The following is a 15,761-nucleotide window of genomic DNA, read 5'->3' on the forward strand; positions in this document are numbered from 1 at the left end:
TCCTTTTGGTGATTTTTATTATATTTATATAATTTTATAACACCTTACTTAAAAACAATTTTGTTCGTTCTTGCTGTGGATTCTCGAAGAGCTCAACTGGTGTATTTTCTTCAACAATATAGCCGCCATCCATGAACAGGACTCGATCTCCAACCTCACGGGCAAAGCCCATTTCATGTGTTACGACCACCATTGTCATACCTTCTTTGGCCAACTGCTTCATAACCTCAAGCACTTCACCAACCATTTCCGGATCGAGCGCAGAGGTCGGTTCATCAAATAGCATAATTTTTGGTTCCATTGCTAAGGCACGAGCAATTGCAACACGTTGCTTCTGCCCGCCTGATAAGGAGTCAGGGAAAGCTTTTGCTTTATCCTCCAAACCAACCTTTCGGAGAAGCTCCATTCCGATGGCTTCAGCCTTCTCCTTAGACATTTTTCGAACCTTCATCGGTGAAAGTGTTATATTATCGATAACACTTTTGTGCGGGAATAGATTAAACTGTTGAAAAACCATGCCAACCTCAGTACGGATTTTATTGATATCCGTTTTCTTATCGGCGATGTCGACTCCTTCTATATAAATATGTCCTCCACTAATTGTTTCCAGCAGATTGATACATCTTAAAAAGGTTGATTTCCCTGATCCCGATGGACCGATTACAACAACCACTTCTTTTTCTTTAATATGAGCATTTATATCCTTTAAAACCTCGTGCTGACCAAAAGACTTTTTTAATTTTTCAACCTTTATCATTGTGTTTTCAACCTTCTTTCAAGGAGGTTAAGTAACGCTGTTAACGACATTGTCAGTACAAGGTAAATGAGTGCAGCCATTAAATACGGCTCCCAAACCCGGTAATATTGTCCTGCCATTGCCCTACCCCAATACATAAGCTCCGGAGCCGCAATGACAGCTGCCAATGAAGATTCTTTAATAAGAGTAACAAATTCATTTCCCAGCGGCGGAATCATTCGTTTTATTGCTTGCGGTAAAATAACAAAGCGCATTGCTTGAACATGATTCATCCCAAGTGAACGAGCAGCTTCCATTTGCCCATTATCAATTGATTGAATTCCTGCGCGAAAAATTTCAGAAATGTATGCTGCTGAATTTAGCGATAATGCAACAATTGCTGCTACCACCGCATTAGTTTCTCCAGTAAAGATCGGTACGACTCCGAAATGAATTAATAAAATTTGTACGAATAATGGCGTTCCCCGGAAAAAAGTAATATAAACATCAAATGGAAATGCGAGAATTTTGTTCCTCATCATTTTCCCAAGTCCTATCAATAAACCTAACACTGACCCTATTAAGATTCCTGCTAATGAAAAACCAATTGTCAGAAGTGTCCCTTTTACAAAAAAAGGTGCGTATTCTGCAATGATATCAAATCTGAAATCCATTCTTCACCCTCCTTTTAGCGAAAAAATTGCGTAACACTCTATTAGTTAGAGTTACGCAATTTATTTATTTATTATTATTGTCTCTCGTATTTTTGTTTATATATGAGCATAATTTATTATAATCGCAAATGTTTATTTATTCAACGTTTTGCATAAAAAAACTTTATTAAACTATTATCCTAAAATATACTTTTATAGTTATTCAAAGTATATCTCATGTTTATTACAAATAAAACTTGTATGCCTGTTATTTCATTATTGATTTCTATGCATAATATAAACATCAGTCAAAAATACTGAAAAAAATTCTATTCACACCCCCATATATCATCCTCCTCTATTCGTAATTTGTTACTGAAAGATGCGATCGCAAAAAAAAATAGAGGTGGACAAAAAAATGAACTTTTTTTCTATTAATCATCTTAAAAAAATTACTAAAGCATCATTAGCACTTGTGTTAGCAAGCTCATTTACTTTTTCATCAATCACTTTCGCTGAAGAAGGTGTTACCGAAACTACCAATTCCTATGAAACAGTAGACTTACAAAAACTTCAAACACAACTAGAGGATACTCAAGCAGAAACACCTAGCTTAATTCCTGGAGATTTCTTGTATTTTGCAAAAATTGCTTTTGAAAAAATTAAGTTAGCATTTACGTTTGATAACGCTAAGGAAGCTGAATTAATGGCAACTTATGCTTCTGAACGCCTTGCTGAAGCAGCCGCATTATATGGCGAAGGAAAAGAAGCCGAAGCAGTAGAAGTAATCCAAGCTGCAATTGAATACATGGAAGGCTCACAAGCTATCATCGATGAAGAAACAAATACAGAAGAAACTGCTTCAGATGAGTCGGAGTCAACAACTGAAGGCAATGAAAATGTAACAGAGGAATCAAACCAAGAAGATAGTACTACTGATGAGGAAACACCGATTGTCGAGGATGAAACTGATGAGACACCAGGTGAGTTCACTGAAGTAGAGAACACACTAAGACATAATATCATTGCTTTAACAGCTGCAATGCAGCATGTCGGCAACGACCAAGCACGTGCTTCATTACAGAAAAACATCGATAAAACCTATGCAAAAATCGCCAAAAAACTGGCTAAACTTGAAAAGAAATACGGTAAAACTGAACCAATTGAGGATAACACTATAGAGGGAACTGAAGAAAATACCGATAACACTGAAGAGGTTGTTACTCCAACACCTATTCCAACGACAGAAAACAGCGAATCAACTCCTGTAACGAATGGATCTACTGATGAAGAAATTAACACAACTATCTCAGCGCCAAAAGCTACTGAGTCTGTAAATATTACAAACACTCCTACACCACAAGGAAAAGGCTATGAAAAGAAACAAGAAAACAAGCCTGAGAAGAAAGCAGTTGAAAAAGGTAACAGCGCAGCTGCACATCAAAAAAACCAACAAAATAAAGGCAATAAAAAAGAAGAAAAGTAATCATGACAAAGCCCCAGTTTCAGCAACTGGGGCTTTTTCATTTAGTGAAAAATTCTTTCCTTCACACTTTTCGATACATATTCATATTGGCGCAGCCTAATTTGGAACATGGCTAATGGATCATTGAAGCGTTCCGGACATTCTCTAATTTTATTAAGCTTACTCTGACTATCTATAATCGTTGTATTGATTTCAGAAACCAACTGCTGTAACGTAACTTCTGGATCAGTAAAGAACATCGTTACATCGCGCTCCAAGCCCTTTTCAAACAGCTCTAGCTGCATTAATAGCTTATTCGCAATTGATTCAGCAATCTCACTGTAATCTTCATTTTCAATAAAATTTTTGTACTTTGTGCATAACAACTTCTTGTTTTGCGGCAGTGCTCCTAGTAGCTTACCCGCACCCTTTAATAGAACTTGTGATGGCGTTAAGCGATTTAAAATGTTCACTTTCTCGATTTGCACAACGCTCGTCATCCTAATCGCATCTCTACGCCAATCATTGAGTATTTTAAAATCGCCCTCAAGCATAACACGCTCTTCCTCAAACATTGAATTGAAGCCATCTGCTAACTCCTTTAAGAAATTTTGAGACTTATTAAAATCACCGTTTGCAGCTTCAATCCAGCGTTGCAAGGCATCCTGGAATTTCGGCAAGGCGGTTGCCATAATGTAATCATCAATTCGTTTATTCATTTCATTGTTCAATTCGACATGAAGCTTACCGAAATCGCTATTTTCTTTGACCAATGCTGAACACTCTTTTAGAAGAGCTGGTATTGCATCGGTAACTTCTTTGCGAATTTCTTCCATTTCATTTTGGTAGGCCTTTTTGATGTTTTGAATCGATTCTGATTTTACATCATGCAATTGATTAATTGCCCCTGTTAGCTTCCCAACCATTTGCTGATTCCAATTAACAGAGTGGACCAAATTATTTTCCTGTATCGCCCGTTTTTCGATTAATTGATTCAACATTTTTTGTAAAAAGAATAATATTTTCGCAGCACGATTTTGCTCGAGCGTATGCTGATTTACACTTCCCCTTAAGAAATCAGCCACATCTTGCAGATCATTCCAACTCATATTGTCCAGGCAGGCAATTTTAATTTCCGCTTTTGGAAAGAAGCTGTTAATTATCGTCATTAAGCTTTCTGCATTGTTTTGTTGGTCGTCATTTTCTTGAACTAGTAAAAATTTTATCGCTAATTGTGGGTATTTTTGCTGAAGCTTCATGAAAAGATTGCGATCCTTTTCCAAAAATGGTTCATTGTCAGGAATCGCAAATACTAAGCTATCAGCCATATTTAAGCTTTCTGCATTTCTCTCATATAAATCCTCAGCATGAATGAACGCCAGTCCGCTCTCTCGTAAAAACGCATTTTTAAGCTTCACTTCACTCCAATTTATGAAGCTATCAGTTTGAAGTGATACATCCGCACCTTCTGGAATGATTTCATTTTCATCCGTATCAGTCCATACCAGACATTCTTCTGTTTCGCCATCAGCAATCAATAAATTCGACTCAATCGTATCCACCGGAAAATCACCAAGTAAATGATTATAAAAGGCAGCCCTACCTTTGACAGATTCACCGGCCACTAATAAATTATACGTCTGTAAATGTGCTAAACGGTCAATAATCCACTTTAGCTTTGGACTCACGCTTAATCCTTGTGCTTTTGTCCAAACATCAATAGAATCTGCAAGTGATTGACATTCTTTAAAGTCAACCTTGCTTGAGTTCATATTGGAGATAATTTTATCTGCCTCACTTACTACTTCCTTTAAGTCACTGGTAGAATCCATTTCACTCCACGCAAGAACTGCTGCTGCAGCAAAAAATCGCTGCTCCCGTTCGGCAATCTTGACCCAGTTCGTTAACAAACCAGGCATTACGTCAACTATTTCATGCAATAGATATTTTCCGTCAAGTAAATACAAATACGTTTCTTCATATAAGTTTGACAGTCTACTCCATGACTTGCCTGACGATACGCCAATCGCCTCAAATAAGTTATTAAATTGCTTCAGCCAGTCAAAATAGGAGTCTCGATCATGATAATTTTCCCAAAGAGCACTTGCTAATCTTTCAAAGCGCTCACCATCATTGCTAATAACTACTAACAAAACTTGATAAAAATATGCCGGTGGAAACTCCTTGGCATCGCCATTTTCAACATAACGAATTAAAGTATCTACCCAATCCATATTTTCAGTTCGAGTTGCTTCCGTTACAGCAAGTTCAATCGCATTATTCCAATCTTTTTGTTCTTCAAAAAACATTTTCGCAAGCTCAGTCACATTAGAATAATCAGGGTTTTGCAAAACTGCTTGTTTAATCATTTGCACTGCTAAATCAAGCTTCATTTCCTGAATATAGAGGGAGAATAACATGATTAATATTTCTGAGTTAAGAGTACTAGAATCAGAAACAATCCCTTTGTAAATTGACTCCGCGGTATAATACTCCTCAAGCTCAAAATAAGCATCGGCCATATTTTTCTTTGCCCATGGACCCAGCTCATCATTGATATTTTCCCATTTAAAAATAGCTGATTCATAATCCTTTGCCTCAAAATAAACCTCACCTTGCGCAAAGCGAATCGATGATAATTCAGGTAAATTTTGTTGTTCTCTTAAGTATGCTTCTCCTAGCACCTCAATGGGATGACGGACATCATTAGGCTGTAAGAAGGTTTTGTAATACGTCTTATTTAGAAACTGTTCCTCAGACATGTTTTTCCTCCGGTTATGTATTAGATTTGATGAGACTTCTGTGAAAAATTTTTCTGACGAGAAGCTCCAGCGACACAAGATATTAGAAACTAGTTTGATAGAATACTATACCATTCGAAAACGCTGAAAAACTTGTGGGTATTTATTTATAGAAGCTTAGCTTTCGATTGCCTTATTATTGGAAAATTTTAAGTTAATAAGTTTATTATAGCGTTTTCCGCGCTAGAAGTGGAAAGGAATCGTACCGATTTTGTTGATTTTTCCCGTTTCAGGTAAAAATTTTTCCAAAAATCAGTATTTTATAGCAAGGGGCCAAAGGCGCAGCCCCAGCTTCCATTTATGTCCTTCCAGGTAATCTGTTAAGAAAGTTTTGATAAGCAAAGCCGATTACTTGTTCTTCTTTGTAGTGTTTTAAAAGCTCGTTAATTAAGTTTTGGGTTTTTGCTGCATTTTCTAGATTACCGACAAACATATTAATCCCATCGAAGTCTGAACCTAAGCCAATATGTTTCGCTCCTCCTAATGCACAGAAACGATCAATATGTTTGATGAGGTCAGCAATTGATGCATTCCCATCCTCTTTAACAAAGGGCGGATAGTAAACGACATGTACCGTGCCACCCCGCTTAAACATCGCCACTGCTTGTTCATCCGTTAGATTTCGAGGATGATTACACAGTGCTTTTGAGTTTGAATGGCTAGCAATTGGGTAATGCGCCAGCTCCATCACATCCCAAAACCCCCGCTCACTCAGATGTGATACATCAGTTAAAACCTGATGCTGATTGTTTAGGTGGACGACTTCTTTCCCGAACAGCGTTAATCCACCACCGCGGGGCTCGAGCGCTCCATCAGCGGCTAGGTTGGCTGTATTCCAGGTAAGCCCGACAGCTTTCACCCCAAGCTGATAAAGGATGCTGAGTTTCGTTAAATCATTTCCGATTGCATCAACCCCTTCAAGCGTTAGCATTGCTCCGATTTGCCCAGGCTTTAATTTATAAAAATCTGACCAGTCTTTAATCTGTTTCATATCTTGATTTTTATCAAGCACCTCTCGGTAAAAATAGTCAATTTGCTCGAGCACGATTTGAAATTTCTGCTCTTGCTTGATTTCGGGTTCTATAAAAATCGCAAAGCATTGCACTTTCACATGACCTTCTTTGAGCCTTTCTTTATTCGTGTCGAGCTTAGGTGAGTCAGCAAAGCTCAGACGCCCTTTCCCCTCCCACAGTTTAAGGAGCGCATCACAGTGCAAATCAATGACTTCCATTGGGGCTCTCCTTTCTTTGGTTCACGTTTTTAACCACTAATATATATGTTATGCACCATTTCTATTACTTAAGCTAAAAAACCCTTCCTCAAGAGTGTTCTAGTAAGAACAAACTTAAGGAGGGTTTTTTATTTTTGCGGGTCTTTTATAATTTGATCCTTCTTTCCAGGCGCAAACGGGTCTTTTGTAAATTGATAATTACTTGTCTCAGCATCAACCAAATTTGATGTACTAATAGTTGCCGGCTTTAAGTTGTTGTTCGGCGCGGCTTGTTCATTCCATTTTCCCATAACATCCACCCTTTCTTATCGATTTTAGTTTGGGAGGAAACGGGAAAATCATACTAATTAATTTCATAAATAACATATGGAGTTTTTACTATTTTTACAGTGAAAATGTAATACATATTATGAACTGCTAATAAAATGTATTGGTGGTACTTTTAACAAGATTGAAAAGGAGGAAATGATGATGGGAGCAAAATGGTTTAAAATTGCGGTGGTCTATTTTGTAATTGGCATTATCCTTGGGATTGTAATGGGAATTATTCATGATTTTGCTTTAACACCAGTCCACGCGCACATCAACTTACTTGGTTGGGTTTCCATGGCCCTATTTGGAGCAATTTATCATTTTTATCCGCAGGCTGGCGAAACGGGACTTGCTAAAACTCACTTTTGGCTGCACAACATTGGGGTTCCGCTCATGCAAGGTGGGCTAGCCTATACAGTTTTAACAGAAAATGAAAGCCTTACCATCGTGATTATCATCGCTTCACTTGCGGTTGTATTAGGTGGAATATTGTTTGCGGTGAATTTATTTAGGAATGTATGAAGAACAAAAAGAAGAGGCTGGGACAAAACTAGCTTCTATACATGAAAAAGGCAAAGCCTGTGAAATTTTACCCATCGTAAAAATTCCACAGGCTTTTTTGTATCAAAACTTGGTTTTGTCCATGCCTCTTTTTTATTGTGGTAAAGAAAATTCGGGCGGTGACAGGCACCTAAATTTCGGGTTGTGCATATAAGGCTAAATGTGTTCATAAATGTATATTTGTGTGCATATCCTGATTTTCCTGTGCATATTTTTTAGGAGCCTATCAAAAGTTGTGCATATATTTTAAAAGTCGTGCATATATCCAAAAAGTTGTATCATATATTTTTTCAAATGAAGCATATTCACAATTTCCTGTGCATATCACAGAAAAGTTGTGCAAATAATCTCCCACTAATTAAATGAAATCGTGAAAAATACTTATTTATTAACAAAAAACGATGATTTTTATCAAAAAAGATGTAGATTCAACCCGAAACAGTCACGTTTTTTAAAAAAATCTCACATTTTTCATTTAAAACCTAGCCAATTTTAAAATCCAACGCAAAATCCTTCTATAATTAGACCAATTATGGAAAATCAACATTCGGGTGAATATACACACATTCGTAAAAGGAAAAAACCGAACGATCATGTGAAATTCTAATTAAGAATTTAGCATGATCGTTCGATTTTAGTTTAGACGAAATACTTTTGTCCCAGCCTCTTCTTTTTACGTTTTCACTTTCATTTTATTTTTAAATATAAACCATGGATGTGGAATTGACTTTGAAATTTTAAGCATCAGTTCATCCAAATATTGATTATCAAGCTTTGACATTAACCCTAAGACAGTGCCACTGTGCCCGGTCACGATTCCACACTCGTATTCTTTTGCCAGTTCTTCATACTCTGAGAAATAAGGTTTAGGTAAAAATTTCTGATTAATCCGTGCACTTATGGTACATGCTTTATTAATTAATGATAAATCCTGATTTAACATTCCACGCTTAAGAATTTCATAAGCCTCAAGAAATTCAGCTCGATCTTCATTCGAGTACTGCTTTGGGATTTGATTAAATTTGATTGTATCAACAATATCCCCTAAATCCATGCCAATCAGAGAAAAATCGGGCATCTCCCCTAGTTTCTCTATCAATTCCCCTGAGATGTAGTCGTAAGAAACTACTCCACGATACATCACCCCATCAGTCGGTTCGATTCCGGTTGCAATCTTGGAAATCATTTCTTCGGTGAGCTTTAAATCAAAACTATCAGCAACAGCTCGAAGCGCCGCCACAATATCAGCTGAGCTGCTGGCCATGCCTTTTCCCTCTAAAATATTCGATTGTATTAAGAGGGTGCCGCCACAATTTATATCCAAAAACTCTAACAGCCTTTTACAGGCAGTAACGGCTTTTATTTTCCCAGTAGGTCCTACAATCTCTAAAGTATCCGGATTGGGGACAAACGTTGCCTCGCTTTTAAGGTCATTTATTGGCAGGGTAACCAAAAAAGGACGTTCACCAAGAACGCCTTGAACCAATTCTCCAAATGTCCCGTTGCAGCTACCCTTTCCAATGATCATAATTCCACCAGTCTTCCTTAAAAAATCATACAAAATTCATCGCAAACGTGATCGTAAGTACAAATGCACCAAATAAAAATGTAGTGAGCATCATAATTCGTATCGTATTAATGATATCATCTGCATTAATTTTACGTGTAGCCTCGCCCATTTTAGCTCGGTTTGAAGCAATGCCGCCATAATAGTTTAACCCACCAAGCTGAATTCCCAAAGCCCCTGCAACGCCTGCTTCGGTAAATCCAGAATTGGGACTTGGATGTTTACGGGCATCACGCAAAATCATGATGAATGTATTTTTTACATTAAACGCCTTCATCCAGACTGCAAACAAAAGGACTATCGCCGTTAACCGCGCCGGGATAAAATTTGCTACATCGTCCAATCGAGCTGAAGCCCAGCCAAGATTTATGTATTTCTCATTTTTATAGCCGACCATTGAATCCAATGTATTCACGGCTCGATAAGCCATCGCCAATGGCGCTCCACCTATAACCGCAAAAAACAACGGCGAAATGATTGCATCAACAATATTCTCAGCAACCGTTTCAATTGTGCCGCGTGAAATTTCACTTTCATCAAGGTGATCGGTATCGCGACCTACAATCATGCCAAGACTTTTTCGCGCCTCTGCAAGATCATTATTTTTCAAATGACGGTATACTTCCATCCCAGCTTCACCAAGACCCTTAACGGCAATCGTCGTAGAAATTAACCAGATCTCAAGCGCAATCGCTAGCCATTCATGAATAAGGCCTGCACCGTAAATGAGGAGGGATACGATTAAGTATGTACCTCCGACAATCACGAGCGGGAACAGCAGTCCAGCTTTTTTAAGCTGCTCCTCTCTCGTAAAAATCTTTCGAATTATTTTTTCCAGACGACTGATAAACTTTCCGATTATCACAACAGGATGCGGTAAAAATCGCGGATCGCCTACTACTAAATCTACTAAATAAGCTATAAAAATATAAATTGCATGAATAAACATCGTTAATAGGGAGCCTCCTGATTTTTTACCACTTCATATACTGCGTCATATACAAGACATCCAATCGCATTTCCGATTGATGTTGCAACTCCCGCAAATTGATGAGTACGATATTGCGAGTCATTTTGACTGCACGCGATCACAACAGAATCCGTTGTTGTCCCTGTCGCAATTTCCCCATTCTCATCAAGAACCTGTAAGTCCTGCAGTGCAGCAGATTTCGCTTCTGTTGCAGTGATGATTGAATTGATGACAGCGGATGGGGTCATGCTGCTATCAATAAATAAAAACACATTAATCGTTGAACATTGGTAAGCAGGGAAGGTTTCGCGTACCCGACCCGCCCGGGCGCTATTTCCAACTCCCGCAGTGGCTACACATACCATTTTAAACTCATCGCCAACCATTTCTTGGATTGACGCTGTGTGAATATAGGCTGCAGTTTGCAGACCAAGGCTTTCGTTAAGCGGATAGCCCCATTCCGTAAGTTTCTGCTCCATTAACAAAGTCGGATCAATTGAAGAATAATCAAGCGGAACCTTCCAATTCACAAAATGGCTGGCTTCGTGGAGACCACCGCCATATACAGCACTACTTAACGTTTGTAGCTTCTCTGTCAATTGTAGTAATAAATGGTCTTCCTTTTTTTCAATGATGAGCTCTGGCCAAACCGTAGATTGATAGACATTTTGTTGTTTGAAAGGCTGCATAATTCATTCCTCGCATTAATTCTATATGTATTTTACTTCCGTAAACTGTTTTTCATTTTTATTATAACCGACAATTAGACCACATCCGTGCTTAATTCCCTCAACATGCCAATACTGCTTTTCGTCACCAAGCAGCCATTTACTAGTAAACCACCGAATTGGTCCGCCATGACAAACTATCATTATTTTTTCATCAATATCAGTTTGGTGAAGCAATTGTTCAAACCACGTATCGAAGCGCGCACCAAGCTGAATCAGCGTTTCTCCATTAGTCGGCGCTATTTCAAATGGATTGTCATACCATTTCGTTGCCATGATAGGGTCATCAGCCATAATCTGCTCGTAGGTGAAGCATTCCCAATTGCCAAAGTTCAGTTCCCGCAACGGCGGAGCAAGAGTTGGAGCATGCTCCAGATTAAGGCTTGTTGCAATGATATTTGCGGTTTCTTGACATCTGATTAAATCACTTGTGTAGATTGCGCTAATGTCAATCTTACATGATTCTTTCATTACTTGTGAAAATCGAGAAACTTGCTGTTTACCGGTTTCATTTAAGGTGACATCGGTATGCCCCAGATATTTCCGAGCTACATTTTCATCTGTTTCTCCATGTCTGACAAAGATGATTTGCATTACATCAGCCCCCAGATTGCTAAGGCGATAAACAAAGAGACAGACTCACTCCACTCAACGAGCGCCCCATAACAGTCTCCCGTTAACATTCCTAATTTTTTAAAAATCGTAACGACAAGCAGCCCACTAAAAATGGCTGTGAAAAATAACAATATAAAGCCGTTCATTCCTATTAAATAATAAGACAGCGCTAAAATAAATAAAAAATTCAAAAAAATTGCCAACCACGACAAATTTGCGCGCAGCCCTTCGCCAATTCCCCCTTGATTACGATAAGGAAAAAAGCGAATCGCATTAATTAATAAAAACCGAGCAATTATCGGACTTAATAACAAAATGATGGCATTTTCATGTTGAAGCAGTTCGTATACAGCAATCCATTTGCCGCCAATTAAGCAAATCGCGGCAATAACACCCATTGCTCCAACGCGACTGTCCTTCATGATTTCAAGAATTTGCTCGCGACTCTTATTTGAGCCAAATCCATCAGTTAAATCCATCCAACCATCAATGTGTAAACCGCCAGTAATCCAAATCCAAAGCAATACCACGAAAAATGAGGTGATGGTGGCTGGGAAAAACTGCTGCAATGTTAATGAAGCAAGATAAAGTACTCCTCCAATAACAAGGCCAACAAGAGAAAAGTAGCGAGCACTTTTATGCCATTGGTTTTTAGATATATTCACTTGAGGTAACGGAATTCGCGTCATAAACATGAGTGCTGCTAAAAATGCCTTCATGGTTTCAACCTCAATGGTAACCCAGAAAGGACCGCATAAGCTTCATCCGCAGCTTGAGCGATTAACTGATTGCACTCTCCAAGCAAATCATGGAATAGACGCCCCAGTGTAGACATCGCAACTCCACCTAAACCAACCTCGCTGGATACAATTATGATGCGTTGCGGCATTTCTGCAATTCTTGTTAACCAGGCTTGAACCTCTTCTAGAATCTCGATTCGATACTTTTCGTTACGAAGCTCAACTTCTGGAATTAGAATAAGCCGATTTGTCAGCCAAGTTGAAAAACAATCAACTAAGACAATCTCGTAGCCTTGATATTGATTAGTTGGTGCGAGGAGCTCGTATGGCTTTTCAACTGTCCCCCAAGTATGAGGGCGGCGAACTTGATGCCTTTCAATCCGCTCCTGCATCTCGCTATCTGTATTGACACCAAATGCGACGTAAAGGACTGGCTGCTTGAAATCTGTCGCTAGCTTTTCAGCAAATTCGCTTTTACCGGAGCGAACACCACCCGTTATATATGTTATCGGCATAAATTCGCGCCTCCTTCATCAACCACTTTTTGCAAAGCTGATAGGAGTTGATCGTTTTCCTGCTTTGTTCGAACCGCAATTCGAAAATCCTGGTCCGTTAAGCCCGGATACATCGCACAGGAGCGAATCATAACTCCTCGTTTGCCCATTTCCCATTGTAGCTTAGCGACGTTCATTGATTGCGGTAGTCTTATTAATAGAAAATTGGCTTGTCCAGAAAAAACAAACCAACCAAATCGTTCTTGTATTGCTTGCTTCAAATATTCCCGTTGCTCCTCAATTAAAGCAATCGTTTCTTCTTCATATTGTATCTCGTCCAAACAAATCTCCCCAGCGGTGAGCGCGAGCTGATTGACACTCCAGGTTACTTGTTTGTTTTGTAATTTTGCAATGATTTCAGGCTGAGCCACTGCAAAGCCAAGACGCAAACCTGGAATTGCATAGAACTTCGTCATCGAACGAACGAAGATGATGTTCTTGTACTGCTCTAAATTTGGTAGCAGTGTAACTTGTTTATTTTTCGGGATAAAATCAATAAATGCTTCATCGATAACGAGGTAAGTGTTTGTGGACTCAGCTTGAGCTGCAATTTCCTCAAGTTCGGCAAGGCTGTAGATGACTCCTGTTGGATTGTTCGGATGACCGATAAACACCAAATCAACCTCATTAAACAAGGCAAATAAATCTTGTAGTTTCGGTTTGAACTGCTGTTCAGCCCGACCGTAACAAGCTTTAATTTTTGCCCCAAAAGCATTTGAAAGCTTCTCATATTCTGAGAAGCATGGATAAACAACCCCAACGGTCTTCGGCTCGAGCGCTAAAATAATTAGAGCCATACATTCTGCAGCGCCATTACCAATGATGATTTGCTCGGTTTGAAGCTCTAAGCGACGGGCTAGCTTCTCTTTTAGCTTTCTTTGAGCAGGATCCGGATAGTGGACGATGGTTTCAAGCTGCTCTTTTATCGTTTGCATCACTTTTGGAGGCGGTCCGAGCGGATTAATATTCGCGCTAAAATCAAGCAGCGGAGTAGAGCCCAAACCAAATTGCGTTTGAGCTGTTAACAAATCTCCACCATGGCCGTATTTTTCAATCCACGCCATTAGTATTCAATCCCTTTCACGGCAGGAATTCCGTCCTGATAATAATGCTTAACTTCCTTCATTTCTGTTACTAAATCAGCCGCTTCAATAATTTCTGGCTTGGCTGAACGCCCAGTGATGATTAAGTGCATATCGCGGTTGCGGTTTTTAATGAGCTCGAGAACTTCCTCAAGCGGCAATACATCATTAATTGGAAAGCTGTCGATTGCCAAAGCATTGTTAAGCTCGTCTAAAATTACAACATCGTATGCTCCGGAATTTACTTTTTCCTTTGTAAATGCCCATGCTTGGCGCAGTGCCTCGCGATGCTCCTCAGGTGTTTTTGTCCAGGTGAAGCCAATTCCAAGCTGATGCATCTCGATTCCGATTTTTTCAAACATAATCTTCTCGCCCGTGCTGCGGTCTGGCGATTTTATAAATTGAATCATTAATACCTTTTTGCCGCGACCTGTAGCTCGGACCGCGATTCCTAGTGCTGCAGTTGTTTTTCCTTTACCGTCTCCAGTGTAGACTAATACTAAACCTTGTTGTTTCTCGTTCATTGTTCGCTCCACCTTCCCTTCTGTTGCTGATTGAGTACCTATTTTTCGTGTTCATTGCAAATTTAAGTCGTGAATACATGCTTTTGACTACTTATTTTTCGCATTCATTGCAAATCCAAGGCATCAATGCATGCTATTGACTACTTATTTTCCGCCTTCATTGCAAATCCAAGGCATCAATGCACGCTATTGACTACTTATTTTCCGCATTCACCACAAAACCAAGGCATAAATACACGCTATTGACTACTTATTTTCCGCATTCACCACAAAACCAAGGCATAAATACACGCTATTGACTACTTATTTTTCGCCTTCATTGCAAATCCAAGGCATCAATACACGCTATTGACTACTTATTTTCCGCATTCACCACAAAACCACGGCATCAATGCACGCTATTAAGTACTATTTTTCCTGACACTAACTAATTAAGCCCCAAACGCTATTGAGTAATTACGCATTGCCTTCCGCTTCAGCAAACCATTGTATTTTTTCACGCATTGAAATCACATCTCCGACTAAGACAATCGCTGGATGAGTGATGTTTGCTTGCGTAGCCACTGCTTCGATTGTTTCCAACGTCCCTGTAACGGTCCGCTGCTTTTCTGTTGTGCCCCATTGGATGAGTGCTGCTGGAGTTTCTTTACTTTTTCCATGAGCGATCAGCTGCTCGCAAATATAATGTAAATTGCCAACGCCCATATAAAAGGCAATCGTATCAATTCCAGTTGCCAATGCTCCCCAATTAATGCCGTCCGCATTCTTTTCAGCACGACCGTGACCCGTTACAATCGCAAAGCTTGATGCAAAATCGCGGTGAGTGACCGGTATCCCAGCATATGCTGGTGCCGCAATCCCTGACGTAATTCCAGGCACGATTTCAAAACGAAGACCTTGTTCAGCCAAAATCTCAGCTTCTTCACCGCCTCGACCAAACACGCATGGATCTCCACCCTTAAGGCGCGTAACAATCTTGCCTAGCTTTGCATGCTCCACCAATAGCTCATTGATTCTGTCTTGAATGACCTCATGCTTGCCAGGCAGCTTGCCAACAAAGATGAGCTCGGCCTCCGGCTTAGCATAAGATAATAATTTCTCATTAACAAGCCTATCGTAAAGGACAACATCCGCTTTTTGAATGCACTCCATTCCATAAACTGTAATTAATTTCGGATCCCCCGGACCCGCACCAACTAAATATACCAATCCCTCCACAATT

The 15,761-nt window shown here is 39.4% G+C and carries 17 protein-coding genes; 3 read left to right on the forward strand and 14 right to left on the reverse strand.

The genetic code is table 11. The features are described 5' to 3' along the window. Positions 1–34: 34 nt before the first annotated feature. Both FXW34_RS08745 and FXW34_RS08750 read right to left on the reverse strand, forming a co-directional pair. A complete protein-coding gene (locus FXW34_RS08745) occupies positions 35–757 on the reverse strand; it encodes an amino acid ABC transporter ATP-binding protein (protein ID WP_147533592.1) in 723 nt (240 codons plus the stop codon). After that, complete coding sequence (locus FXW34_RS08750; protein WP_147533593.1) at positions 754–1,410, reverse strand: amino acid ABC transporter permease; 657 nt, start codon at positions 1,408–1,410, stop codon at positions 754–756. Before FXW34_RS08750 ends, FXW34_RS08745 begins: the two co-directional genes overlap by 4 nt. Before the next feature lie 397 nt (positions 1,411–1,807). On the opposite strand from FXW34_RS08750, the gene FXW34_RS08755 reads away from it, so the two are divergent. Then, entirely contained in the window at positions 1,808–2,875 is a 1,068-nt protein-coding gene (locus FXW34_RS08755; RefSeq protein ID WP_147533594.1) for a DUF5667 domain-containing protein, read from the forward strand. A 41-nt stretch (positions 2,876–2,916) separates the two neighbouring features. Here FXW34_RS08755 and FXW34_RS08760 read toward each other — a convergent pair whose 3' ends face one another. From FXW34_RS08760 to FXW34_RS22880, 3 genes are all read right to left on the reverse strand, one after another. Then, positions 2,917–5,616: a tetratricopeptide repeat protein gene (locus tag FXW34_RS08760; RefSeq protein ID WP_147533595.1), complete on the reverse strand. Its 2,700-nt coding sequence runs from the start codon at positions 5,614–5,616 to the stop codon at positions 2,917–2,919. 337 nt (positions 5,617–5,953) lie between these two features. Further along, the gene (locus FXW34_RS08765) at positions 5,954–6,886 is read right to left on the reverse strand and encodes a dipeptidase (protein WP_147533596.1); all 933 of its coding nucleotides are present in this window, start codon (positions 6,884–6,886) and stop codon (positions 5,954–5,956) included. Between the two features lie 128 nt (positions 6,887–7,014). Continuing rightward, a complete protein-coding gene (locus FXW34_RS22880) occupies positions 7,015–7,176 on the reverse strand; it encodes a hypothetical protein (RefSeq protein WP_187118889.1) in 162 nt (53 codons plus the stop codon). 181 nt (positions 7,177–7,357) lie between these two features. On the opposite strand from FXW34_RS22880, the gene FXW34_RS08770 reads away from it, so the two are divergent. Both FXW34_RS08770 and FXW34_RS08775 read left to right on the forward strand, forming a co-directional pair. Next, positions 7,358–7,720, forward strand: a complete 363-nt coding sequence (locus FXW34_RS08770; RefSeq protein ID WP_187118890.1) for a cytochrome-c oxidase — start codon at positions 7,358–7,360, stop codon at positions 7,718–7,720. After that, positions 7,713–7,913, forward strand: coding sequence for a hypothetical protein (locus FXW34_RS08775; RefSeq protein WP_147533598.1), 201 nt, complete (start codon positions 7,713–7,715; stop codon positions 7,911–7,913). Before FXW34_RS08770 ends, FXW34_RS08775 begins: the two co-directional genes overlap by 8 nt. A 519-nt stretch (positions 7,914–8,432) precedes the next feature. Here FXW34_RS08775 and FXW34_RS08780 read toward each other — a convergent pair. From FXW34_RS08780 to cobA, 9 genes are all read right to left on the reverse strand, one after another. Further along, positions 8,433–9,287: a GHMP family kinase ATP-binding protein gene (locus FXW34_RS08780; RefSeq protein ID WP_147533599.1), complete on the reverse strand. Its 855-nt coding sequence runs from the start codon at positions 9,285–9,287 to the stop codon at positions 8,433–8,435. A gap of 25 nt (positions 9,288–9,312) precedes the next feature. Next, positions 9,313–10,275 carry an adenosylcobinamide-phosphate synthase CbiB gene (cbiB, locus tag FXW34_RS08785; protein WP_187118891.1) on the reverse strand — a complete coding sequence of 321 codons (963 nt, stop codon included), beginning with the start codon at positions 10,273–10,275 and terminating at the stop codon, positions 9,313–9,315. A 2-nt stretch (positions 10,276–10,277) separates the two neighbouring features. Next, positions 10,278–10,985: an adenosylcobinamide amidohydrolase gene (locus FXW34_RS08790; protein ID WP_246140939.1), complete on the reverse strand. Its 708-nt coding sequence runs from the start codon at positions 10,983–10,985 to the stop codon at positions 10,278–10,280. A 21-nt stretch (positions 10,986–11,006) separates the two neighbouring features. Then, positions 11,007–11,618 (reverse strand): histidine phosphatase family protein, encoded by a 612-nt coding sequence (locus tag FXW34_RS08795; protein WP_147533601.1) that lies wholly within the window; start codon positions 11,616–11,618, stop codon positions 11,007–11,009. Next, complete coding sequence (cobS, locus tag FXW34_RS08800; protein WP_147533602.1) at positions 11,618–12,358, reverse strand: adenosylcobinamide-GDP ribazoletransferase; 741 nt, start codon at positions 12,356–12,358, stop codon at positions 11,618–11,620. The genes FXW34_RS08795 and cobS overlap by 1 nt, the downstream gene beginning before the upstream one ends. Next, positions 12,355–12,894, reverse strand: coding sequence for a bifunctional adenosylcobinamide kinase/adenosylcobinamide-phosphate guanylyltransferase (gene cobU, locus FXW34_RS08805; protein WP_147533603.1), 540 nt, complete (start codon positions 12,892–12,894; stop codon positions 12,355–12,357). Before cobU ends, cobS begins: the two co-directional genes overlap by 4 nt. After that, entirely contained in the window at positions 12,885–13,997 is a 1,113-nt protein-coding gene (cobD, locus tag FXW34_RS08810; protein WP_147533604.1) for a threonine-phosphate decarboxylase CobD, read from the reverse strand. Before cobD ends, cobU begins: the two co-directional genes overlap by 10 nt. Next, positions 13,997–14,539: a cob(I)yrinic acid a,c-diamide adenosyltransferase gene (gene cobO / locus FXW34_RS08815; protein WP_147533605.1), complete on the reverse strand. Its 543-nt coding sequence runs from the start codon at positions 14,537–14,539 to the stop codon at positions 13,997–13,999. Before cobO ends, cobD begins: the two co-directional genes overlap by 1 nt. A 456-nt stretch (positions 14,540–14,995) precedes the next feature. Further along, entirely contained in the window at positions 14,996–15,760 is a 765-nt protein-coding gene (gene cobA, locus FXW34_RS08820; protein WP_147533645.1) for a uroporphyrinogen-III C-methyltransferase, read from the reverse strand. Between the last annotated feature and the right edge of the window lies 1 nt (position 15,761).

The sequence above is a fragment of the Bacillus marasmi genome, from assembly GCF_902168435.1.
Lineage (GTDB): Bacteria > Bacillota > Bacilli > Bacillales > Cytobacillaceae > Bacillus_BU > Bacillus_BU marasmi.